Origin of the sequence: Granulicella sibirica (assembly GCF_004115155.1) — a bacterium.
GTDB lineage: Bacteria > Acidobacteriota > Terriglobia > Terriglobales > Acidobacteriaceae > Edaphobacter > Edaphobacter sibiricus.
Map to the genome: position 1 here is coordinate 1,046,752 of NZ_RDSM01000003.1, position 21,121 is coordinate 1,067,872.

23 protein-coding genes are annotated in these 21,121 nt (G+C 61.3%); 13 read left to right on the forward strand and 10 right to left on the reverse strand.

Annotation, left to right across the window (positions count from 1 at the left end; all coding sequences use genetic code 11):
- The first annotated feature begins 53 nt into the window (after positions 1 to 53).
- Together GRAN_RS21100 and GRAN_RS21105 are read left to right on the forward strand one after the other, a co-directional pair.
- Positions 54 to 680, forward strand: coding sequence for a peroxiredoxin family protein (locus GRAN_RS21100; RefSeq protein ID WP_128914978.1), 627 nt, complete (start codon positions 54 to 56; stop codon positions 678 to 680).
- Positions 677 to 1,150: a protein-disulfide reductase DsbD domain-containing protein gene (locus tag GRAN_RS21105; RefSeq protein ID WP_241655053.1), complete on the forward strand. Its 474-nt coding sequence runs from the start codon at positions 677 to 679 to the stop codon at positions 1,148 to 1,150. The genes GRAN_RS21100 and GRAN_RS21105 overlap by 4 nt, the downstream gene beginning before the upstream one ends.
- Here GRAN_RS21105 and GRAN_RS21110 read toward each other — a convergent pair.
- Positions 1,137 to 2,318 carry a sensor domain-containing diguanylate cyclase gene (locus GRAN_RS21110; protein WP_128914979.1) on the reverse strand — a complete coding sequence of 394 codons (1,182 nt, stop codon included), beginning with the start codon at positions 2,316 to 2,318 and terminating at the stop codon, positions 1,137 to 1,139. The genes GRAN_RS21105 and GRAN_RS21110 overlap by 14 nt on opposite strands.
- A 113-nt stretch (positions 2,319 to 2,431) precedes the next feature.
- On the opposite strand from GRAN_RS21110, the gene GRAN_RS25620 reads away from it, so the two are divergent.
- Positions 2,432 to 2,569: a hypothetical protein gene (locus GRAN_RS25620; protein WP_161571085.1), complete on the forward strand. Its 138-nt coding sequence runs from the start codon at positions 2,432 to 2,434 to the stop codon at positions 2,567 to 2,569.
- Positions 2,570 to 2,741: 172 nt separating this feature from the next.
- Here the strand turns inward: GRAN_RS25620 and gltX are convergent, their stop codons facing one another.
- Positions 2,742 to 4,256 carry a glutamate--tRNA ligase gene (gltX, locus tag GRAN_RS21115; protein WP_128914980.1) on the reverse strand — a complete coding sequence of 505 codons (1,515 nt, stop codon included), beginning with the start codon at positions 4,254 to 4,256 and terminating at the stop codon, positions 2,742 to 2,744.
- Positions 4,257 to 4,342: 86 nt separating this feature from the next.
- Here gltX and GRAN_RS21120 point away from each other — a divergent pair, with 86 nt between their 5' ends.
- From GRAN_RS21120 to GRAN_RS21150, 7 genes are all read left to right on the forward strand, one after another.
- A complete protein-coding gene (locus GRAN_RS21120) occupies positions 4,343 to 4,708 on the forward strand; it encodes a hypothetical protein (RefSeq protein ID WP_128914981.1) in 366 nt (121 codons plus the stop codon).
- 173 nt (positions 4,709 to 4,881) lie between these two features.
- The gene (locus GRAN_RS21125; protein ID WP_128914982.1) at positions 4,882 to 6,405 is read left to right on the forward strand and encodes an ankyrin repeat domain-containing protein; all 1,524 of its coding nucleotides are present in this window, start codon (positions 4,882 to 4,884) and stop codon (positions 6,403 to 6,405) included.
- Positions 6,406 to 6,502: 97 nt separating this feature from the next.
- Entirely contained in the window at positions 6,503 to 7,228 is a 726-nt protein-coding gene (locus GRAN_RS21130; RefSeq protein ID WP_128914983.1) for a hypothetical protein, read from the forward strand.
- 113 nt (positions 7,229 to 7,341) lie between these two features.
- A complete protein-coding gene (locus GRAN_RS21135; RefSeq protein ID WP_128914984.1) occupies positions 7,342 to 8,532 on the forward strand; it encodes a S41 family peptidase in 1,191 nt (396 codons plus the stop codon).
- Positions 8,533 to 8,540: 8 nt separating this feature from the next.
- Entirely contained in the window at positions 8,541 to 8,837 is a 297-nt protein-coding gene (locus GRAN_RS21140; RefSeq protein WP_206662813.1) for a S41 family peptidase, read from the forward strand.
- Positions 8,838 to 9,020: 183 nt separating this feature from the next.
- Positions 9,021 to 9,392, forward strand: a complete 372-nt coding sequence (locus GRAN_RS21145; protein WP_128914986.1) for a hypothetical protein — start codon at positions 9,021 to 9,023, stop codon at positions 9,390 to 9,392.
- Between the two features lie 50 nt (positions 9,393 to 9,442).
- A complete protein-coding gene (locus GRAN_RS21150) occupies positions 9,443 to 10,363 on the forward strand; it encodes a GIY-YIG nuclease family protein (protein WP_206662814.1) in 921 nt (306 codons plus the stop codon).
- Between the two features lie 3 nt (positions 10,364 to 10,366).
- Here GRAN_RS21150 and holA read toward each other — a convergent pair whose 3' ends face one another.
- The 7 genes from holA to GRAN_RS21185 form a co-directional block, all read right to left on the reverse strand.
- Complete coding sequence (holA, locus tag GRAN_RS21155; protein ID WP_128914987.1) at positions 10,367 to 11,542, reverse strand: DNA polymerase III subunit delta; 1,176 nt, start codon at positions 11,540 to 11,542, stop codon at positions 10,367 to 10,369.
- Complete coding sequence (gene lptE / locus GRAN_RS21160) at positions 11,539 to 12,069, reverse strand: LPS assembly lipoprotein LptE (RefSeq protein WP_128914988.1); 531 nt, start codon at positions 12,067 to 12,069, stop codon at positions 11,539 to 11,541. The genes holA and lptE overlap by 4 nt, the downstream gene beginning before the upstream one ends.
- A 22-nt stretch (positions 12,070 to 12,091) precedes the next feature.
- Complete coding sequence (locus tag GRAN_RS21165) at positions 12,092 to 12,451, reverse strand: DUF4260 domain-containing protein (RefSeq protein WP_128914989.1); 360 nt, start codon at positions 12,449 to 12,451, stop codon at positions 12,092 to 12,094.
- 77 nt (positions 12,452 to 12,528) lie between these two features.
- The gene (gene ftsH, locus GRAN_RS21170; RefSeq protein WP_128914990.1) at positions 12,529 to 14,445 is read right to left on the reverse strand and encodes an ATP-dependent zinc metalloprotease FtsH; all 1,917 of its coding nucleotides are present in this window, start codon (positions 14,443 to 14,445) and stop codon (positions 12,529 to 12,531) included.
- A 258-nt stretch (positions 14,446 to 14,703) separates the two neighbouring features.
- Complete coding sequence (gene tilS / locus GRAN_RS21175) at positions 14,704 to 15,777, reverse strand: tRNA lysidine(34) synthetase TilS (RefSeq protein WP_128914991.1); 1,074 nt, start codon at positions 15,775 to 15,777, stop codon at positions 14,704 to 14,706.
- Between the two features lie 26 nt (positions 15,778 to 15,803).
- Positions 15,804 to 16,511, reverse strand: coding sequence for an ankyrin repeat domain-containing protein (locus tag GRAN_RS21180; RefSeq protein WP_128914992.1), 708 nt, complete (start codon positions 16,509 to 16,511; stop codon positions 15,804 to 15,806).
- On the reverse strand, positions 16,504 to 17,085 hold the full coding sequence (locus tag GRAN_RS21185) for a putative signal transducing protein (RefSeq protein ID WP_161571086.1): 582 nt from the start codon (positions 17,083 to 17,085) through the stop codon (positions 16,504 to 16,506). The genes GRAN_RS21180 and GRAN_RS21185 overlap by 8 nt, the downstream gene beginning before the upstream one ends.
- Before the next feature lie 92 nt (positions 17,086 to 17,177).
- Between GRAN_RS21185 and ispD the strand changes: the two genes are divergently transcribed.
- The 3 genes from ispD to GRAN_RS21200 all read left to right on the forward strand — a co-directional run bounded on the left by ispD (position 17,178) and on the right by GRAN_RS21200 (position 19,586).
- Positions 17,178 to 17,912, forward strand: a complete 735-nt coding sequence (gene ispD, locus GRAN_RS21190) for a 2-C-methyl-D-erythritol 4-phosphate cytidylyltransferase (RefSeq protein ID WP_128914994.1) — start codon at positions 17,178 to 17,180, stop codon at positions 17,910 to 17,912.
- Positions 17,909 to 18,526, forward strand: a complete 618-nt coding sequence (gene ispF / locus GRAN_RS21195) for a 2-C-methyl-D-erythritol 2,4-cyclodiphosphate synthase (protein WP_128914995.1) — start codon at positions 17,909 to 17,911, stop codon at positions 18,524 to 18,526. The genes ispD and ispF overlap by 4 nt, the downstream gene beginning before the upstream one ends.
- Before the next feature lie 106 nt (positions 18,527 to 18,632).
- On the forward strand, positions 18,633 to 19,586 hold the full coding sequence (locus GRAN_RS21200) for a sugar phosphate isomerase/epimerase family protein (protein ID WP_128915150.1): 954 nt from the start codon (positions 18,633 to 18,635) through the stop codon (positions 19,584 to 19,586).
- Between the two features lie 486 nt (positions 19,587 to 20,072).
- Here the strand turns inward: GRAN_RS21200 and GRAN_RS21205 are convergent, their stop codons facing one another.
- A complete protein-coding gene (locus GRAN_RS21205; protein ID WP_277751237.1) occupies positions 20,073 to 20,987 on the reverse strand; it encodes an AraC family transcriptional regulator in 915 nt (304 codons plus the stop codon).
- Positions 20,988 to 21,121 lie beyond the last annotated feature (134 nt).

Consider the following 21,121-nt stretch of genomic DNA (forward strand, 5'->3'; position numbering starts at 1 on the left):
TGGATAGGTTTGCGGGGGCTTTTCAGGGTCCGGCAGCCGTGGGAGTCTCTCGGATGAAGCGCAGTGTTCTGGTGTTGACGGCAATCGTGTTGGGTGTGAGTCTTCTGCTTTGGGCGGGGTGGCATAACCTGCGCGAGCGCCGGCTTGCGATGCAGGCGGCGAACGCGAATCACATCGTTTTGACGAAAGATGCGCCGGGACAGACGGCTGCCGTGGGAGCCGCGGGAGGTGGGGAGAACCCGACGACGATCCTACGCGGGAAGATGGCGCCTGGGTTCACGCTGGTAGACACTTCGGGCAAGAAGGTTTCGCTGAGCGACTATAAGGGGCGGCCGGTGCTGGTGAACTTCTGGGCTACGTGGTGCGCGCCGTGCAAGCTTGAAATGCCGTGGTTTGAAGAGTATCGGGCGAAGTACAAGGACCAGGGGTTTGAGGTGCTTGGGATCGCGGAAGATGATGCTCCGAAAGATGAGATTGTGAAGACCGCCAAGCGGACGGGAGTGTCTTACCCAGTGCTGATGACGGACAACAAGGTTGCCAATCTCTATGGCGGGGTGGACTCGCTGCCGACCTCGTTCTATGTCGATAAGACGGGGACGGTGGTGGAGGAGACGGTTGGACTGGCTCCTAAGGACGAGGTTGAGGCGCATATCAAGAAAATCATCGGAGCCGGGCTGTGATCGTTCGCTTTGGTGTGCTGGCTTTGGCTGGATTGCTGCAGATGGGGCAGTTGGATGCCCCGGGGCCAGCGAAGCCGAAGAGCTATGTCGTCTATGGCGCGGAGCAGCAGACCGTGGCCGCCGGCAAGAAGGGCGTGCTGGAGTTGAAGTTCACGGTGAACGATGGGTTCCACGTCAACTCGCATACGCCGAAGTCGGAACTGCTGATTCCGACGAACCTGACGTTGAAGCCGGCGGATGGGGTGAAGGCTCTGCCCGCCGAGTATCCGAAGGGGCAGGAGTATAGCTTCAGCTTCGAGCCGGGTGAGAAGCTGGATGTGTATTCGGGGGCGTTCACGGTAAAGGTTCCGGTGGAGGCTGCGAAGGGCGACCATACCGTCGATGGAGTGCTGCGATACCAGGCTTGCGATCATGCGGCGTGTTACCCGCCGAAGTCGCTGCCAGTAAGCGTGGTGTTTACGGCGAAGTAGCTTTTAGCTCCTGCGGTGCCGGGTGTTCGCTGTAGATGTGCAGCCCGTTGCCACCGGATTTTTTGACCGAGTACATGGCCAGGTCAGCGTTTCGGAGAAGCTGGTCGGGATCGAGGCCGCAGTCGGGATAAACACATACTCCGGCGCTAATCGTGGTGGAGATGTCGTGGTCGCCGAGGAGCAACGGCCGGGCGGCGTTGCGGACGATTTCAAGGCCGCAGCGGGTGACGTCTTCCAGATCGTGGAAGTCCTGCATAAGAACAACAAACTCATCTCCGCCCATGCGGGCGATGGTGTCGCACTTGCGCATGGTGGCGAACAGACTTTTGCCGAGAGCCGCGAGGAGCGCGTCGCCCTCGGCGTGGCCGTAGGTGTCGTTGATGGACTTGAAGCGGTCGATATCGAAGAGAAAGATGGCGATCTTCTGCTTATAGCGGCTGGCGCGCAGGATGGCCTGGCGAAGGCGGTCCTGGAGGAGGGTGCGGTTGGGCAGGCCGGTGAGCTGATCGTAGTGGGCGAGATAGGTGACCTGGTCGTCGAGGCGCTTGCGTTCGGTGACGTCGCGGCTGGTAATGGCGATGCCGTCGCCGAGCTTGACGACCTGGACGTTGAGCCAGGTGGCCTGGATCATCTCGTCGTCGATAAAGACTTCTGTGATGTAGGAGGCGCCGGTGCGGACGACTTCGCGGTACTTCTCGATGAGGCCCGAGGTGATCATGAAGGGGCGGACCTCGGTGAGGACCTTTCCGAGGAGTTCGCCGCGCTGGACTTTGAGGCGGCGCTCGGCGTTGGGATTGATGTGGGAGAAGCGGAAGTCGACGATCTCGCCTGCGGCGCTGGGGATGCCGTCGAAGATGTAAAAGTCATCAAGGCTGCTTTCCGCGGCGGCGAGGAAGCGCTCATGCTCGATGCGGGTGGCGGCGGAGCTTTCTGAAGGCTGGACGCGATGGAGGATGGCGGCTGCGATCAGGGCTGTGACCGTGGCCGCGATCAGGGCGAAGGCGGCCTGAAGGATCTCTTCGTGGAAGATGGTGGTGACGGCGAGAACGCGCTGGGCCGCGAAAAAGAAGAGAGAGACGAGCAGGACGCACACGGACCAAGCGAGGGCGCGTTGGACGCGGGATGGGTGGGCGAGCCTGGCGATCATGGCGTTCTGGGCCCCGTTCATGGGGCTAGTTTACCCGGTGTTTGTCGTGAAAGCAGGGTAACGGATGGGGTTACGGGAGAGGTGGTAGGCTGTCTTGCCTGGAAATCAGGCTGAGCCCGGAGCTTGAGGAAGTGGTGAAAGAAGACGTCGCGAGCGGCCGGTATGCCAGCGTGGATGAGTACATTGCCGAGGTGGTTGAGCTGCTGCATGAGCGGGAGCAGTGGCGGGGGGAGAGCCTGCAGGAGCAGAGAGACGGGCTCGAGACGGCCTGACAGGAGGCGGAGCGCGGGGAGTTGACGCCTATCGAGGACTTTCGCGACGAGATGCGCGATATGGAGAGGGTTTGAGCTGAGCGTCAACGTCGCGCGTGAGCAGTCTGCCCCGTGAAGATTTTGCGAGTGCTTCACGGGGCACAGGATGTTCGGAGACTCTTCGTGCGCTGATCTATTTTCTTGTGTTTGCCAGCTTCTTCTGGGTTTCGAGAAAGCGGCGAACGCGGTCGAGGCTGCGGGCTTTGCCGAAGACGATGAGGCTTTCGAGCAGCGGTGGCGACGCGGTCTTACCGGTGATGATGGCTCGCAGGAGCATGAAGTTTTCCTTCACCGACCACTCCTTTTCTGCGCCCAAAGCTTTCATTGCGGGCTCGATGGCTTCGACCGTCCAGGGGGTGGCTTCGAGGGTTGTGAGGAGGTCGGCGGTAAAGGTTAGGGTCTCTTCGAGCGTTCGTTTCCTGGGGACGAAGAGGTCTTGCGGGGGCATCACTGAGTCGGAGAAGAGGAAGTCGGTGAGGTCGCCGGTCTGACCGAGAATTTCTACGCGGGTCTGGATCAGCGGGACGAGCTGGCGGAGGAAGTCGTCCGAGAAGACCGTGGCGCGGAGGGTCTGGAAGAAGGCTTCCGGGGTGAGGGCGCGGAGGTACTCGCCGTTGAGCCATTTGAGCTTGACGAGGTCGAAGACGGGTCCGCCGAGGGAGATTTTCGCGAACGAGAAGCGCTCGATCATGTCGGGGATGGTGAAGAGGTCGGCGGTGGCGGCGTGGGTCTTGTCTTCGATGGTGCCGCTGGTCTGCGGCATCCCTCCGCCCATGAGGCCGAGGAAGTTGATGACCGCCTCGGGGAGGAAGCCGGCCTGGCGGTAGAAGATGAGCGAGACGGGATTCTTGCGCTTAGAGATCTTGCTCTTGTCGATGTTGCGCAGCAGCGGCATGTGCCAGAACTTGGGGAGATCCCAGCCGAAGGCGTTGTAGAGGAGGACGTGCTTGGGTGTGGAGGAGATCCACTCCTCGGCGCGGATGACGTCGGTGATGCGCATGAGGTGGTCGTCGACGACGTTGGCGAGGTGGTAGGTGGGGAAGCCGTCGGACTTCATGAGGATCTGGTCGTCGACGTTGGTGTGGTCGAAGGTGATGTCGCCGCGGAGTTCGTCGCGGAAGGTCGTCGAGCCTTCGGTCGGGACCTTGAGGCGGATGACGGATGGGCGGCCTTCAGCTTCGTAGGCAGCGATCTGGTCTGGGGTCAGTTCGCGGTGGGCTCCGTTGTAGCGGGGGGGGAGCTTGGCGGCGATCTGGGACTTGCGGAGAGCCTCGAGCTCTTCGGGAGTTTCAAAAGACCGGTAGGCGGTGTTGTTGTCGAGGAGCTTCTGGACGTATTCGCGGTAGATCCCGGTGCGCTCGGACTGGCGGTAGGGACCGTGAGGACCGCCGACGTCGGGGCCTTCGTCCCAGGTGAGGCCTAGCCAGTGGAGGGAGTCGAAGATCTCCTGCTCGGAGGTGGCGACGAAGCGGGCGCGGTCGGTGTCCTCGATGCGGAGGATGAACTGGCCGCCGCGCTGGCGGGCGTAGAGGAAGTTGAGGAGGCCGATGTAGGCGGTGCCGACGTGGGGGTCGCCGGTGGGGGAAGGGGCGATGCGGACGCGGGTGGTGGGCTGGGTGGCGTAGGTCTGGGTCGGGTTCGTCGTCATTTTCTTCAGTAACGATGCTAGCAGGAAGGGGCTCGTGCACACCCCGAGGTGGCGTCGCGACATCCAATGAAGTGGAGGTAGGACACGTGAGATACGGATTGTTGTTGGCGGGAGTGCTTGGATTTGGGGTTTGTGCGTATGGGCAGAATCAGACGACGACGCCAGCCCAGACGACGCAACCGGCTGCGCAAGTGCCTGCTGGGCGGAGTCCGGGTGGGGATATCGGGAGCGGGAGTGGCGATATTGGCAAGGGGGCAGGTAAAGGTGCGGGGAATCTCGCGGAGGGAGCTGGCAAGGGCGCGGGTGACCTGGTGACGCTGCATCCAGTTGGCGCGGCGGAGAATGTCGGGAAGGGTGCGGGATCGGCGGGGAAGAACGTTGCGGTGGGAACGGGGAAGGGAACGGGCAAGATTGTGAAGGGGACGGGCAGGCTCCTTAAGAAGCCTTTTTAGCTGCTAAGGATCTGGACGGGGTTTGCCGAGGCTGATAATCTCGATGCTGCACTGAAGGGTGCGCCCCGTCCGCGGAAAGGGATGATCCCGCCTTCTGCTTCACCTGCACGATACAACCCACTCTCTTCTCGTCCGGCGAAGCGGATCGCGGATACATAAAGAAGGAGTGAGTCATGCCTATTCGCGAACTTCCCGCGCGTCCCGACCTCGAACATCTCAAAAAACAAGCCCGCGATCTGTTGCGCGGCGTTCATGCGTCCGAGCCTGAAGCTTTGGGGCGTTTTGCTGCGTTCTCTGTTGGCTCGACGCTGAAGCTTGCTGACGCGCTGCACGTTGTCGCGCGGGAGTATGGCTTCCATACCTGGGCCGCGCTCAAACTGCACGTGGAGATGGCTTCAGCGGAGCCTTTCCAGGCGCTTGGGGCTGCGGTCAAGGCTGGAGATGCTGTGGCCGTGCGAGAGGTGCTGACGCGGCATGCTTCTCTGCGGGCACGGATCAATGAGCCTTTGCCGAACTATGGGTTCGGCGAGCAGGCTATCGTTGCGGCCGCGAATAAGCAGAACCGCGCGGTGATCGAGGTGCTGGTGGAGTTCGGCGCTGACGTCCATGTGCGGACGCAGTGGTGGGCGGGTGGGTTCGGCGTGCTAGATTACGCGAATCCGGAGCTTTCGGCATATCTCATCGAGCGGGGAGCGACCGTTGATCTCCACGCGGCGGCCCGGCTTGGCATGGTGGATCGTGTGCGGGAGTTGCTTACGGCTGATCCGGCCTTGGTACGGGCGCGGGGTGGGGATGGGCAGTTTCCGCTGCACTATGCGGCTACCGTGGAGATTGCGGCGATGCTGCTCGATGCTGGAGCGGAGATCGATGGGCGGGACATCGATCATGAGTCAACGGCGGTGCAGTACATGGTGTCGGCGAAGCCTTACCGGCATGAGGTTGCGCGCTTTCTGATTGCGCGGGGAGCGAAGGCCGACATCTTCGTGGCGGCGGCGATTGGGGACCTTGGGCTGGCGGAGCAGATCCTCGACGACGATCCGGATACGTCGCGCATGACGGTCTCGGACCGGTACTTTCCGAAGGAAAATCCGGAGTCTGGTGGGGCGATTTATATCTTTGGCTTTGGGTGGACGCGAACTCCGCATATGATCGCGAACCAGTTTGGACACGCGGATGTGTTTGCCCTGCTTATGCAACGCAGCCCGGTGTGGCTGCGGCTGATCAACGCGGCGGAGGTGGGGGACGAGAGTGCCTTTCAGCGGATTTTTGCGGGGCATCCGGAGGTGATGAAGAAGCTTTCGCTCAATGCACGGAGGATCATCGGCGTGGCGACGCGGAACAGTACGGGAGCGATGCATCTTCTGCTTGGAGCGGGGTGGCCTGCTACTCCTGCGATGGAGACGGGGCAGACTGCCCTTCACTTCGCTGCGTTTCATGGCAATGCCGAGATGGTTCGGAACCTGCTTGAGCATGGGGCCGAAGTGAATGTGTTTGAGTCGGAACATGGCGGGAGTCCGCTGGCTTGGACACTGTATGGATCGGTCCATGGCTGGTATCGCGATGGCGGGGACTATCCGGCGGTGGTGAAGATGCTGCTCGCGGCGGGAGCGAAGGTTCCCGAGTCGGAGCAGCCGCTGACTGGGACCGAGGAGGTGCTTGAGATTGTGCGGGAGCATGCTGCGCGGGCTGGCGGGTAGGTTCGGGGTCGCGAGTTTTTAATTGACGGGGCGGGCATTCAGGGGAAAGATCGGAAGAAACACTGAGCTGGTACTTTTCACTACTCTCCCGAACCCTATGGCTACCCTTGTTGCTCGTCCTGTCAGGACTCGTACTGCGGATGACATCTTCTTCACGACGATGTCCGTGCTGATGCTGGTGATGGTGGTCGTCGGCTTTGCGCAGACTTACTTTCTGCGTGGGGCGATGTTTGCGAAGCTGCCTAGTTTGCTGGTTCACCTGCATGGGGCGGTGTTTTCTTCGTGGATCATCTTGTTTGTAGTCCAGTCGAGTCTGGTGGCGGCTGGAAATGTCCGGCTGCACCGGAAGCTTGGAGTGCTGGGGGCGGTGATCGCGGGGTTGATGGTGGTGCTCGGGGTGCTGGCTCCGTTCGGGACGCTGAGGCGTGGGGCGGTGCTGCCTTCGTTCTTTACGCCTACTTCGTTTCTGATCGATAACGTGATTGGGATCCTGGTGTTTGGGGCTTTCGTTGCGGTGGCGATCTGGAAGAGGAATGACCGGAAGGTGCATAAGCGGATTCTGCTGATCGCGAATTGCATGCTTCTGCCTCCAGCGCTCTCGCGGATCCCAATCGTGATCGGCCACTATCCGTTCCTGATCCCTGGGATTCCGCTTGGGATTATTGCGGCTCTATTTGTGTTCGACCTGTTTACGTGGCGGAAGCCGCTGCTGGTGACGGTGGTTGGGGCGGTTTTGTTTTTGGTGACACCGCCGATATCGAGTGCGGTGGATAGGACGGAGTTCGCGCATGGACTTACGGTCTGGGCGCAGCATCATCCGTGAGACGAACGTTACCGTCTTGGATTTTTGCGATCAGGCATGACGCGCGAATAAGAGTTTGCTTTGCCAGCGGTGAGCCGTATTCTCTTGCGGGGGCTCAACCGTTGAAGCGTTCCTTGGAGTTTGTTCTTTTCCTGCTTGCTGCCCTGGCGTGTCATGGGCAGACGGGTAATGCTGTGAAGATCAGTGCGAGCGATCTTCGGGCGGATGCCGCGATTCTCCGGAGCGCGTATGAGACGCTGCATCCGGGGCTCTATCGGTACAGCACGAAGGCGGAGATGGATGGGAAGTTCGTTGCGTTAGACCACCGCCTCGATCATAACCAGACGCTCCAGGATGCCTTTCTGGCGTTTTCGGAGTTCGCTGCGAGTGTGAAGTGCGGGCATACGCAGGCGAATCCTTTCAACCAGTCGAAGGCTGTCGTGGAGGCGCTGTTCAAGAGCCCGACGCGGCTTCCGTTCTACTTTGAGTGGATCGACCGGCGCATGATTGTGACGCGGGATTTTACGGTTGGCCGTGTGCTTCCTCGCGGGACGGAGGTGACGTGGATCAATGGGGTGGCGGCTTCGGCGGTTCTTGCCCGGCTGCTGTCGGTTGCGCGTGCCGATGGAGCGAACGATAGCAAGCGGGTCGCGCAGCTTGGGGTGAATGGCGATAGCGAGTACGAGACGTTCGATCTTTACTTCCCGATGTTCTTTCCGTCGGCGGGAGGTAGCGTGGCTCTGGTGACTAAGAAGCCGAATGCGAGGCGAGAGGAACGGGTGTCGGTGAAGACGCTGACGTTCGAGGAGCGGATTGCGCCGATCAAGGAGCGGGAGGCGCAGCGCAAAGGTGGTGATCAGGCGCTCTTTGAATGGAGGTATCTGCCGGATGGAAGCGCTTATCTGCGGATGCCGACCTGGGCTCTCTATAACAGCAAGTGGGATTGGAAGACGTGGCTTCACGGGCATCTGGATGAGTTAGCCGAGCGTGGGTCGCCTGGGCTCGTTCTCGATCTTCGGGGCAACGAAGGGGGAGACGATGTCGGGAATGAAATTATTCCGTATCTCATCGATGCGCCGGTTACGCTCTCGTCGATGCGGCGGCTGGTGCGGTATCGGAAGGTGCCGGATGATCTGGTTCCTTATCTCGATACCTGGGATAAGAGCTTTCGGGACTGGGGTGGCTCGGCGATGGATATGTCCGAACCGTGGCCTACGGCTCCGGTGGGCGTGTCGTATCTGAGGTTGAAGCGCTATGACGATGGGGAGTCGGGGGATGTGATCAAGCCGGCGGGGAAGCGGTTCAAGGGCAAGGTCTTTGTCTGATCGATGCGGTGAATAGCTCGGCTACGTTTCAGTTTGCGCAGAGTGTGCAGAGGCTTCATCTTGGGACGCTGGTTGGGCAGCCGACGGGTGGAAGCCAGCGCGGGATCAATGGTGGGGCTTTCTTCTTTTTGCGGCTGCCTCACTCTGGGATTGAGATGGATCTGCCGTTGATTGGGACGTTTCCGCTGACGGCGGCGGCGGATGCGGGGGTTACTCCGGATGTGCTGGTTAAGGCGACGGTGGGGGATGTTGCGAGTGATCGGGATGCGGATATGGAGGCCGTGATGAAGGCTATGTTTCACTAGTTGGCAGCTAAAGCTCTCTCGTGAGCTGGACTGCTTCGTAGGAGCTTGGCGTGGGTACGCTGGCCGGAGCGGCTCATCGCTGAAGCTTCCGGCGCGATCGTGAGGGGAGTCCGCTCTTGACTTCTGACTGAGTCTCGGATGTGCTGGTGATGACGAGACGAATACAGAGATTAGGAGCGAATCATGAAAGTCTTGCCGCAAATCAACGAGGAGGGGCTACCCTTTACGGATTCTCGGTTATGCAGCATCCTGTTGCGGACGATCGTCCTCTTGAACCTAATGCTTGTTGTTTTCACCTGGTCGATTTGGTACGAAGGTGATGGGCGCCACTCTGGCGCGGCTGATCAACTCTTTGGAAACCTTCGTTTGGGCGGTTTCCGCGCCGACTTGATCTACCTCTTCTCATCCAGTTTTCTTCTTACCTTTCCGCTTCTTTACTTCTTTGAGCGTGCGAGGGACAGCAGGCGCGCGAAGGTGAATGCAACGTTCTGCATTTTCGGGTTGGTGGCCTTTGCAGCCTATTTATATCGGCTCAAGCTGATGCTCTTTGGCTGATGCTTTACATCCTTTCTCGCGTTGCGTTTGTCTTGGAGAAGAGATCACAGATGGCGAATCGTGGGCAATCCCTTGAATTGTTCTTCATCGACGGAACACCCGACGGCATGCTCACCGCGGAAATCTTTAACTGGACGGGACACGTGCTGGTCGCACCGAGAATCCGTTTAGCGGAGGCGCTCAAGCGGGCGGAAGCTAGCTTCACCGGTATCTATCTCTTACTTGGAGATAGCGATGACAGTAATTTAGTGCGCGTCTACATTGGCGAGAGTGACGACGTGGCAGCACGTATCCGAAATCACGACGCGAATCGTGATTGGTGGACACAGGCTATCTTGATTACTAGTGCGGCAAACAGCCTTAATAAAGCGCATGTAAAGTATCTCGAGTCGCGACTGGTAGAAGAAGCGCGTCGGGCGGGGCGGATGAAGCTTGAGAACGCAAATACACCCCCTAAGCCAACGCTGTCGGAGGCGGCGCAGGCAAACATGGAGCAGTTCGTCGATTATGTTCTAACTATACTTCCAGCTATCCGCGTAGATGGCTTTCTCGTCAAGACTCGAACCCAAGCTCCGAAGTCTGCTACTCCTAGCCCAGTGGAAAGCAAGGTGTCTGCAGTGTTTTCGTTGAGATTGGCCAATGGGGAAGTGAACGCAACCGCGCGGCTGGAGAATGGTGAGTTCGTGGTTCAAGCCGGTTCCATAGGCCGAGCGAAGTGGATCGGGGTGGAACATAATTACCAAAAGCTATTCGATGAACTGGTTGAAAGTGGGGTCTATCTCGAAGACGGTGTGCAACGCCGCTTTAGCAAGTCGTACGCTTTTAGCAGCCCGAGTGCGGCTGGCGCTGTTCTGAACGGGCGCGCGACAGCAGGCCCCATCGCCTGGGTGCTTGCGAATAACCCAAAGCGAACATACAAGGACTGGGAGGCGGAAGAGCTTTCCGCTAACTACCCAGCTGTACGAGTTTGAAACCTAGAGTTCCATGGCGAATTGGGTGGCTTCGTAGGGGCTTGGGGTGGGGTCGGTGGCTAGGGCCAGGATGAGGCGCTCTAGGACTAGGAGCTTGTTGGCGGGGGAGCTGCGGAGCTCCAGGTCGGCGCGGGCTATCAGGCGCAGGGCGCGGGTGAGGGGGGCTCGGGATTTGTAGCGGCGGGCTTGTCTTATGAGGTCTTCGGCGGCGAAGGGGGGCATGCGGAAGCCCTGCCAGAGGACGCCCCAGATTGCGCGGGAGTCGCGGACGTTCTTCTCGTGGATGATGAGCATCTGGCGGAAGGTGCGGGCGAGCATGTAGAGGTGGCCGATGCTCGAGTCTTCGCCGCCGTCCGACGCGTTGAGGAGGCCGTGGAGGAGGAGGAGGGCCCGGGGGCGGTCGCGGAGGGAGATGGCGTCGGTGAGCTCGTAGAGGCTGCGCTGCTTGGCGGCCAGGACCATGGTTTCGACATCGCCGAGGGTGATGCGGGGGCGGGCCTCGGGGCCGAGCGACTTCAAGATTTCGGGGGCGGTGACGTAGAGGGCCAGCTTTTCGAACTCGCTGGCGATGAGCATCATGTCGGCACCGAGGGCGTCGACGAGCTCGCGGGCGGCGTCGGGGTCGAAGGCGACGGAGCGGGTGAGGGCGGCTTCGGTGAGCCAGCGGACGGCGTCGGGCTCGTCGACGCGGGCGAGTTCGACGAGGGAGCACCAGTCGCCGAGGGTCTCGCGGATGCGGTCGTAGCGCTCCTTGTCCTGCATGTCCATGCGGCGGAGGTCGGTGGGGATGTGGAGATGGTCTGCGACGAAGAGGATGACGGCCTGGGGGTTGGGCGAGCGGAAGTAGGCGTCGATGGCGGCGAACTCTTCCTTCTTGCTGCCGCGTCCGTAGAGGGTCTTGAGGTTGCGTACGAAGAAGACCTGGAAGGGGGCCATGAGGCTGGGGGTCTGGGCGAGATCGAGGACGTCGAAGATGCTGGTTTCGGCGAGGTCGAGGTCGTGGAGGCAGAAATCGCGGGTGTCGGCGGGGGCCAATGTGGCGAGGACGCCGGTGCGGCAGCGCTGGTAGAGGAAGACCTCGTCGCCGAGGAGGACGTAGCCGGGGCGCAGGGCGGGGGTGGCGATCTCGGCGAGGAAGCGGTCCGTACTTGCGAAGGAGCGGAGGGAGGGCTTGCTCATTTGAAGCTCTCCAGCATGTCGCTGACGAGGGCCTGGGAGAAGTCGCGGGCGATGCGGCGGACGGCGGAGCTGTCCTCCTGAACGAAGAGGGTGAGGTCCTGGGTGGACTGGTACTGCTCGCGGTAGGCGAGGGAGTCGTTGCGGTAGAGGACGGTGCCGTCGCGAGCGGTGAGGAGGATGCGGGCGGTGACGGTGATGAGATAGCTGGAGGTCTGGCCGGAGGTGGAGTCGTAGGTGAGGGGCGCGACGGACTGGGCGAGGATGGTGCCGGTGAGGGTGGCGTCGGCGTCGGCTGCGTCTTTGGACTCGATGACGTACTTGGTGCGGGTGTTGAGCTCGCGGATAGTGGCCTGGGTGAAGGCGACTTCCGTGTGGTACGCCTGGCTGTGCGTGGTGAAGATGGGGACGGCGAGGGTGTGGACCGAGGTGGGGATGTGGGTGGCGGAGCCGGCGGCGTGGTAGCCGCAGCTCGTCAGGAGAAGCAGGATCGGCAGGAGGAGCAGGGTTTTGATTTGGGGAAGGCGCATGCGTCTGCCTCTATTGTTGCACTCAGGCGAGGCGCTGGAGGTGTGTGTCTTTGAACCCTGTTGGATATTTCAAGCCGTAGCCGAGAAGGCGGTCGAAGGCGATGTGCGCGGCCCAGATGACGGCGATGGGCTCCGTGAGGAGACGGTGCCTCCAGGAGGCGGCGAGGAAGAGGAGGATGGGCAGTGTGAGCGTGTGGGCGAGGTTGTAGATCGTGGCTCCGATGCGCGAATCGAGCAGGAAGCCGAGCATGAAGAGGTCGGGGATGAAGAAGAAGAGGGCGAAGTGGAGCCAGCTTCCGTGGAGGTACTGGTAGAGGATGAGCGTGGCTAAGAAGAGGGTGGTGTCTTCGAGGCGGAGGAGCTGGGAGGGGCGGTCGAGCATCTGGCCTCGCGGGTGGGCTTAAGAAGAAGAGGCGACCCGTGTGGGCCGCCTCACTTGTGTTTCAGGGTGATGGTTGATTATGCGGGGGTGGGGTGGCCTTCGCCGAAGCCGGGCTTGCGTCCGCTTCCGGGCTTGAGAACTTCCTGCGTGTCGCCGGGTCCGGGATCGGCCGCCGAGAGAGGCGAGCGGGCTGCGGGCAGCTCCTTGCCCTCAATGAGCAGGCTGATCTCGACGGCGTCAAGGGTCTCGCGCTCGAGAAGGGCGGTTGCCATCCGGTGCATGACGTCGTGGTGGGTGTCGAGGATCTCGTACGCGGAGCGATATCCCTCGTCGACGAAGGCGCGAACGGCGGCATCGATCTTGTTTGCCGTGTCGTCCGAGTAGTCGCGGGCCTGGGCGATCTCGCGGCCGAGGAAGATCTGCTCTTCCTTCTTGCCGTAGGTCAGGGGGCCGAGGTTGCTCATACCGTACTCGCAGACCATCTTGCGGGCGAGTTCCGTGGCGCGGACGATGTCGTTGCCGGCACCTGTCGTCTTGCGTCCCATGAAGATCTCTTCGGCGCAGCGTCCACCCATGAGGATGGCGAGCTGAGTCTCGAGATAGTCGCTGGTGACGGTGTGCTTGTCCTCTTCGGGAAGGTGCATCGTCACGCCGAGGGCCATGCCTCGGGGGATGATGGTGACCTTGTGAAGGGGGTCGGAGTGGTTGCGCTTAGCGGCGACGAGAACGTGACCGGCCTCGTGATAGGCGGTGTCCTTCTTGTCGTCTTCGGAGAGGAGCATGGACTTGCGCTCGGCTCCCATGAGGACCTTATCCTTCGCCACTTCGAAGTCGTACATGTGGACCGACTTGCGATTGAAGCGGGCAGCGGTAAGGGCAGCCTCGTTGACCATGTTCGCGAGGTCCGCGCCGGAGAAACCCGGTGTCCCACGAGCCAGCACGTTGAGGTTGACGTCTTCCGCCATCGGAACCTTCTTGGCGTGGACGCGGAGAACCTCTTCGCGGCCCTTGATGTCGGGGCGGTCGACGATGACGCGGCGATCAAAGCGGCCGGGACGGAGAAGGGCCGGATCAAGGACGTCAGGGCGGTTGGTGGCGGCGATGAGGATGACGCCGTCGTTCGATTCGAAGCCGTCCATCTCGACCAGGAGCTGGTTGAGGGTTTGCTCACGCTCGTCGTGTCCGCCGCCGAGGCCTGCGCCACGGTGACGGCCGACTGCGTCGATTTCGTCGATGAAGATGATGCAGGGGGCGTTCTTCTTGCCCTGCTCGAAGAGGTCGCGGACGCGGCTTGCTCCGACGCCGACGAACATCTCGACGAAGTCAGAACCGGAGATGGAGAAGAAGGGAACATTCGCTTCGCCGGCAACCGCGCGGGCGAGCAGGGTCTTACCGGTTCCCGGAGGTCCGACGAGCAGGACACCCTTGGGGATACGGCCACCGAGGCGCTGGAACTTCTGGGCTTCGCGGAGGAACTCAATGATCTCCTTGAGCTCTTCCTTGGCCTCGTCAACACCGGCGACATCCTTGAAGGTGATCTTCTTCTGCTGCATGGAGAGCAGGCGGGCGCGGCTCTTGCCGAAGCTGAGGGCCTTGTTTCCGCCGGACTGCATCTGGCGCATCATGAAGAAGAAGAGCGCGAGCAGAAGCAGGATGGGGGCGAACTGGAACAGCACGCCAACCCAGGCGTTCGCGTTCGGGTCCTTGACGTTGATGTTCACGCCATGGTCGCGCAGGGTTTTGTACATGTCGGGATAGTTGGCGGGGATCGTGGTGTGGAATTGATCCTTGCTTCCCTTCATGTGGCCGGTGAGCTCGGGTCCGTTAACTGTGACGTCGGCGACGTTACCCTCGTCGGCCTTGGTGAGAACGTCACTGAAGCTAAGCTGGTTATCCTTGCCCATGCCCGTGCTCTTGGCGACGAATTGCCAGGCAAAGACAAGACAGGCGACCATGCAGACCCAAATCAAAATTTGTTTGACAGTCGAATTCAAGGCGTTTCCTCTGTATGTTCCGGCTTGCTTCTCCGGTGTTACACGTAACGATGGAGCTGAACGGACAGCAGCCGGGGCGCGCGCTGAAACTTACGGCCCAACTAGTTAGACGAGGAAGTGTGTTGAAAGTCCCATGTGCTTGTGCGAGTTGGCGGCATGGGGGAGCTTGCCCCGTCAAGTACATCTGATTCTACTCTCAGGCAGGAAGATTCAACGGAAAAGTGCAGATTTGTTGATCCTTCTTCCGGGGTTGGCGCATTACTTTTGGGGGATTGCGGAGGGCTGGAGGTAGAGGCGAAGTTCGCGGGGGGATCGCTCGGCGCGGAGGTTCTGGGAGAGAGCGAGGATGGTGCCGGGGCGGGCGGCGACGGTGGGGTCATGGCGGAAGCCGCAGAGGGAGAGGAGGCGGGCGGTCTCGTCGAAGCTGAGTCGCGGGCCGTTGGGGCCCAGGGAGCGGGCGGCGGCGCGGAGGACACGGCGGCGGGTGGGTGCATCGAGGGCACGGAGGCGGTCGAGTTCGATGGCGACGGCGGCTGAACCGGGGGCGGTGCCGACGGAGCGTCCACCGCCGCGAACGGGTTTGCCGGGGAGGAGGATCTGGGGGAGCAGGCGGCTCAGTTCGGTCTGCCAGCGGGTTTCTTCCTCACGGGCTAGTTCGGCGAGGTTCGCCAGGGTGCGGTCGAGGGATGGGTTTTCAGCGCGGAGGATGGGAAGGATGTCGTGACGCAAGCGGTTGCGGGTGTGGGCGGGGCTGGCGTTCGAGGAGTCTTCGCGCCAGGGCTGCGCGGTTTCAGTGAGGAGGGCGACGATCTGGGCTCGGCTGGTGTCGAGGAGCGGGCGGAGGATTTTGCCTTTGGGGAGGGTGAGGACGGGGTGGATGGCGGAGAGGCCCTCGGTCCAGGCCCCGCGCAGGAGCTTCATGAGGACGGTTTCGGCCTGGTCGTCGAGGGTGTGGGCTGTGAGGAGGACGTCCGCATGGCCTTCGGCGAGTAGCTTGTGGAAGATCTCGTAGCGGAGGGTGCGGGCGGCTTCTTCTATTGTTTCCCCCGTTTGTTCGACGTGGGCGGGGACCGAGGTGTGGTGGGTTTGCAGGGGGATGTTGAGGCGGGTGCAGAGATCCTGGACGAAGGCGGCGTCGGCGTCGGCTTCTTCGGCGCGGAGGCCGTGGTGGACGTGGACGGCGGAGAGGCCGACGCCGAGTGACTCGCGGGGGAGGGTATTCGCGGTGTGGAGCGCGGTGAGGAGGGCTACGGAGTCGGCTCCGCCGGAGATGGCGACGCAGACGCGGGTGCCGGGGGTGAGGTGGGTGCGGTCGAAGGGGAGCAAAGGCATGCTTGCTTGATGGTAGCGGGTCTGCGCTATGTCTGAGGCGTGGGCAGAGGCTTGCCGATCAGGTTGGCGCGCATGGATTTATTCTGCGGGTGGATACGGTAGTTGCCGAAGAGGAGAAGACGGAGGATCGGGTTGGGGCGAAGGTACCAGCTTGCCCAGGAAAGAGGGCTGTCTCCGTTGGCGTCTCGGAGTTCTTTGCTGGCTCCGGCATCAAGGAGCATGGTGATGGTGTCTTCGGTGCCGAAGGCGGCGGCTCGGTGGAGGGGCGTTTCGCCCTTGGTGCGGACGTCCCGCATGAAACCGCCGGTGTCGGCTCCAGGCCTGGTGGCGGCGTTGGGATCGGCTCCGGCGGCGAGGAGGACGGCGAGGACCTGGTCATGGGCGGCGCGGTCGTTCGTGCAGAGCGCCGCGTGGAGGGGAGTTTCGCCATTCTCGGAATCGGTGTGGTTGGGGTTGGCACCTTGTTCGAGGAGAAAGTGGCAGAGGCGCCAGTGGCCGTGGAAGGCAGCGCCCGTGATGCCGAGGTCGAGGCCAAGCGTGGCGAGGCTCGCGCCCTGCGCCAGAAGGAGTTTTATGGCGGTGACGTCGCCGTAGTAGGCGCAGTGCTGGATCAGGGAGACGCCGTGCTGATCGACGAAGTTAGCGGAAAGGCCAGCGGCCAGAAGATCGGAGATGAGGTCGGTGCGGCCTTCGGAGAGTTCGGCGAGGCTGCGTGCGATGTCGGCATCAGGCATGGGAGTTCTCTCCGGAGGCGTCAGGATCGTCGGTCCATTTGGTGCCGCAGTTATGGCAGAGCCAGGTATCGCGCTCGATCGGACTCGGGAGCGGGATGCCGAGAATGAGCAGGGACGTGGCGGCTACCTTGCGGTCCAGGGTCTCATAGGTGATGTCGAGGGAATGGCATTTGGGGCATTGCGGCTGTTCGTAGTCGGGCTCTCCGGGCTGGAGGATGCGAGTTGGGATCGGCTGGGTGAGGATCGCTTCGGCTGCGGCGACATCTTCTTCGGCGACTTGAAGGCGGATGCCTCCCATGAGGTTCGACCAGAGCCAGTCGATGCGGACGGTGTTTTCGTCTCGCAGAAAGCAGGAGACTCCGGCTGATTCGAGGACGCTACGCGCGAGCATGGCCTCGCCCTGATCGCGATATTGGCGGATCGTGGCTACCCCTTGCAGGACTTCGTGGGCGGATTCTTCGATGAAAGGCGGCTCCATCGAGCGATGTGCGAACTCGGCGCGGAGCAGGAGCTGGGCTTCGTCGGTAAGGGAGTCGTACTGGGTGGCGAGACGGTGGAGTTCGCCGTCGCTCATGTGCTTCAGTTCTGTTTCGAGCTGATTCGACATAGGGGACGATGGTAGCGCGATGCGCCGTGGCACGGCAGAGTTGATATACTTCGTGGCTGATGCGAGTCTTTTGTATTCTTCCAGCAGCGGGTATCGGGACGCGGATGGCCGCGGGTGGCGCGACGCCGGTCGCTCCGAAACAGTTTCTTACTATCGCGGGTACGCCGATTCTTGTGCATTCGTTGCGGGCGTTTGCGGCGGTGCCGCGGGTGGAGAAGATCATCGTCGCGGTAAGAGCGACCGAGATGGAGCGCGTAGCGGCTCAGGTGGCAGAGTTTGGGCTGACCGAAAAGGTCGTCGTGGTGACGGGTGGGGATCATCGCCAAGAGTCGGTGAGCCACGCGCTGGCGGCGCTCGACTGCGCGGAGGACGATGTCGTGCTGGTGCACGACGCGGTTCGGCCGCTGATCGATTCGGCCACGATTGAGCGGACGATCGATGCAGTCGTGAAACATGGGGCGGCGATTGTTGGGCTCCCGGCAGTGGATACGATCAAGCAGGTAGAGCGGACGGCGGATGGGGCGATCATTACGTCGACCATTCCCCGGGAGCGCGTGGTGCAGGCGCAGACGCCGCAGGGAGCGCTGTGCGGGTTGATGCGGAAGGCGTTCGCGGAGGCCGAGGCGGATGGATTTGCCGGGACCGATGAGGCGAGTCTGCTGGAGCGTGCCGGTGTGCAGGTGGCGGTGGTGGCGGGGTCGGCGCGGAACTTCAAGGTGACGCAGCCGGGGGATCTGGAGTTGGCCGAGTTCTATTTTGATGTCATGTCAAAGACGCTGGCAGGTGCGAAATGAGCATGAGAATCGGATACGGCTTCGACTCGCACGCATTCAAGGCGGGTGTGCCGCTGGTGATTGGCGGTTTGAAGATCGAGCACAGCGAAGGTCTCGCCGGACATTCGGATGGGGATGTGCTTCTGCATGCCATCACCGACGCCTTGCTTGGCGCAGTTTCGGCTGGGGATATTGGCAGTTTCTTTCCGCCGAGCGATGCGCGGTGGAAGAACGCTGACTCGTCGATCTTCCTGCAGACGGCGCTGGAGGAGATTGCGGTGGCGGGGTACCGGATCGTGAATATAGATACAGTGCTCGTGCTTGCGGCCCCGAAGATTGGGCCGATTGCCGGGGAACTGCGGGAGCGGGTGGCAGAGTTGCTCGGCGTAAAGCCGGGCGAGGTGGGAATCAAGGCGAAGACGCCGGAGGGGCTGAACCAGGACCACGTGGCGGTGGCGCATGCGACGGTTCTGCTGGAGAGTGCTACCAGTCCAGAGCAGTTGACTGCGATGACGGCGGCGGCTGATACGGAGGACCAGATGAATGCTGTCGTGAAGACGCTCGTGGGCGACTCGCGGGATGTGTCGGCGCTTGGGCGTAAGGTTCCGGCGTTCGATACGGATGATCTGACATAACGCTTGAGGCTCCTCATCTGCGAAAAGCCGGACTCGCTTCCCAGAGTGTGTCTCGTGCCCGTACTATTTGCGTGCGCGTAGTTCTTGAAGCGCATCAAGGGGCGAGATGAAATCGATCGGGCGGAGAGAGTTTCTTAGCGGTGCGGCGAAGGTCGCGGGCGTTGTTGGTGTTGGCGCGGCATGGCCTGGGTTAGCGTGGGCCGATCCTCTTGGGCTGCCGATCGGGATTCAGTTGTATACCGTTGGCTCGGATATCCAGGCGGATGCTCCGGCGGCAATTAGGAAAATTTCTGCCATTGGGTACAAGGAGGTCGAGACGGCTGGTTTCGGCTCGCTCAAGACGGCTGCCGAGTTTCGCAAGGCTCTGGACGACAACGGGCTGAAGTGCCCGAGCGCGCACGTAGGGTTCGACCTGGCTAACCTCGGGAAGTCATTCGACGATGTGAATGCGCTTGGCTGCAAGTACGCTACCTCGTCGGTTCCGCGAATGATGATCATGCCTCCGATCGACCTTACGACCGCCAGTGAGGAGCAAAGGAAGACGTGGCTTGGGTCGGTGATGTCTCCGATGACGGAAGAGGACAGCAAGCGCCTTGCCGATGCTATGAACAAGGTGGGCGATGCGGCGAGCAAAGCCGGGCTGACGTTCGCCTCGCACAACCATACGGAGCAGTTTTCCCCAGTCGGCAACGGTACGGCGTTCGACTATCTTGTGGACCACACCGACCCAAAGAACGTGAAGTTCGAGATCGACTGCGGCTGGGCCACGGTTGCTGGATTCAAACCGGCAGACCTGGTGAAGAAGCATCCGGACCGGGTGAAGATGCTGCACATCAAGGATTTTCTGCCGTTTCCGAAGGGCGCGAGCACTGGCGGTCCGATTCGGCCGAAGGGCTCCGAGATCGGCCAGGGCGTCGTGAACTACAAGGAGATCTTCGCCGGGGTGAAGGGGCGGGGGATCGAGCACATCTTTGTCGAGCAGGAAGGGCCGTACGCCCGCATGCCGGCGATGCAGGCCGCGGAGGTCGATTACAAGTATCTTCATGGCTTGCCCGGTTAGGGATACAGGTTACCTTGGCATGCCGACGCGCTGCGTTGGATTTCCTCCGACCGCAGAATGTGTGGGTTGACGACGCAGAAACGTCCGTTGGATTGGGCGTCGGCAACGGCGTCCGATCCCTGCGACGTCTAAAGCCGAAAACGAAGGGGATTCCACTCCAGATTTTCAAAAGGATGGAGGCGCGGGTCGGGATCGAATTGACACATAAAGATTTTGCAGTTTTTGCAATCTTTACTAAGATTATGATAAATAAAGTACTTCCGTCGGACGTAGTGCTCGAAATCAATCGTTTTTGGCACCGTCTTACCCCGTTTTGGCAACCACTTGGCAACCACGATTCTGCCTTTTCAACGTTCTCCTCCCTGCTCGCGCTGGACGTTTAATTTCGCCCGGAAGCCATTGGCGGATGATTGTCCCAATCTCGACAGTCAAACCTTGGAGTTCTTGGCTGCCGCAGACGGAACAAGTCTCAATCGGCTCCGCGGACTATTGATGAGCATCGGAAAAAGCGGATAGTCGGGCATGGCTGTATTGACGTGGCGAATTCCCCATCTCCCTCTTGAACGCAAAGCAAAACGCACTCTCGGACTCATAGCCGAGGGATAAGGCTATCGAAGAAACAGGGTCGGTCGAGGTCACCAGCTTGTGTCCTGCGCGGCGCATCCGCCAACGAGTCAGGTACTCCATGGCCGAGGCTCCAACCCTTTCCTTGAAACGTCCAGCGAACGCAGACCGCGACATCCCGACACGTTCTGCCAGCGCCTGCAGGGTCCACCGATACCCGGGATTTTCATGCATGGCCGTGATGGCAGCACTGATCTGTTTGTCCGCCAGCGCGTAAAGCCATCCAACGCCGCCCGGTACCGTATCTCCCAAGTACAGTCCCAGCACTTCAACCAGCATCATCTGAGCCAGGTGCTCTCCGAGAAGCACTCCGCCTGGCTGGGGCTCGCGGGTCACCTTCATCATGCGCTCCAGATACCATCGCATCGCGGCACGGTCCGCATCCTTGCGGATGTGCACGAGAGGAGGAAGCACGCCGAGCAGGATGTCGGCATCGCCGTCGTTGAAGGTGAACAGCGCGCAGAGCGCGAGGCAGTCCCCGCCGCCCTGCCAGCAAAGAACGCGGCCGTTCAGAGGCGCGGTAATGATGGTCATGATGTCGACCGGAGGTGCCCATAGATCGCTGGCAAGGCGAAAGGCGCGTCCGTGCGGCAGCACAACAAACTCTCCCTCTTGAAGGCGAACAGGACTATCCATTCCTTCCGCGGAGAGCCAGCACGAACCTGAGACGATCGCGAAGCAGCGGAAGTATGCATCCTGTTCGAACTGGATCGACCAGTCTCCGCCCGCGTCGATCCCTCCTGCCATATAGCCACGAGGATTCAGTAGCGAGAGCACGTCTGAGACGTGGATCGGCAGCGCATAGATTGTCGTCTTGATTGGACGCCGATGCAGCCCGGCTTACTCGCCGATCTCGAGCAGGCGGACTACTTCAAAGAAATGAGCCCGGGATGCGGTGAACGTGACTCATC

Coding starts and splice junctions, on each gene's coding strand:
- GRAN_RS21100 (WP_128914978.1), top strand. CDS start 54: ATGAAGCGCAGTGTTCTGGTGTTGACGGCAATCGTGTTGGGTGTGAGT.
- GRAN_RS21110 (WP_128914979.1), bottom strand. CDS start 2,318: ATGAACGGGGCCCAGAACGCCATGATCGCCAGGCTCGCCCACCCATCC.
- gltX (WP_128914980.1), bottom strand. CDS start 4,256: ATGACGACGAACCCGACCCAGACCTACGCCACCCAGCCCACCACCCGC.
- GRAN_RS21125 (WP_128914982.1), top strand. CDS start 4,882: ATGCCTATTCGCGAACTTCCCGCGCGTCCCGACCTCGAACATCTCAAA.
- GRAN_RS21130 (WP_128914983.1), top strand. CDS start 6,503: ATGGCTACCCTTGTTGCTCGTCCTGTCAGGACTCGTACTGCGGATGAC.
- GRAN_RS21145 (WP_128914986.1), top strand. CDS start 9,021: ATGAAAGTCTTGCCGCAAATCAACGAGGAGGGGCTACCCTTTACGGAT.
- GRAN_RS21150 (WP_206662814.1), top strand. CDS start 9,443: ATGGCGAATCGTGGGCAATCCCTTGAATTGTTCTTCATCGACGGAACA.
- holA (WP_128914987.1), bottom strand. CDS start 11,542: ATGAGCAAGCCCTCCCTCCGCTCCTTCGCAAGTACGGACCGCTTCCTC.
- lptE (WP_128914988.1), bottom strand. CDS start 12,069: ATGCGCCTTCCCCAAATCAAAACCCTGCTCCTCCTGCCGATCCTGCTT.
- GRAN_RS21165 (WP_128914989.1), bottom strand. CDS start 12,451: ATGCTCGACCGCCCCTCCCAGCTCCTCCGCCTCGAAGACACCACCCTC.
- tilS (WP_128914991.1), bottom strand. CDS start 15,777: ATGCCTTTGCTCCCCTTCGACCGCACCCACCTCACCCCCGGCACCCGC.
- GRAN_RS21180 (WP_128914992.1), bottom strand. CDS start 16,511: ATGCCTGATGCCGACATCGCACGCAGCCTCGCCGAACTCTCCGAAGGC.
- GRAN_RS21185 (WP_161571086.1), bottom strand. CDS start 17,085: ATGAGCGACGGCGAACTCCACCGTCTCGCCACCCAGTACGACTCCCTT.
- ispD (WP_128914994.1), top strand. CDS start 17,178: ATGCGAGTCTTTTGTATTCTTCCAGCAGCGGGTATCGGGACGCGGATG.
- ispF (WP_128914995.1), top strand. CDS start 17,909: ATGAGCATGAGAATCGGATACGGCTTCGACTCGCACGCATTCAAGGCG.
- GRAN_RS21200 (WP_128915150.1), top strand. CDS start 18,633: ATGAAATCGATCGGGCGGAGAGAGTTTCTTAGCGGTGCGGCGAAGGTC.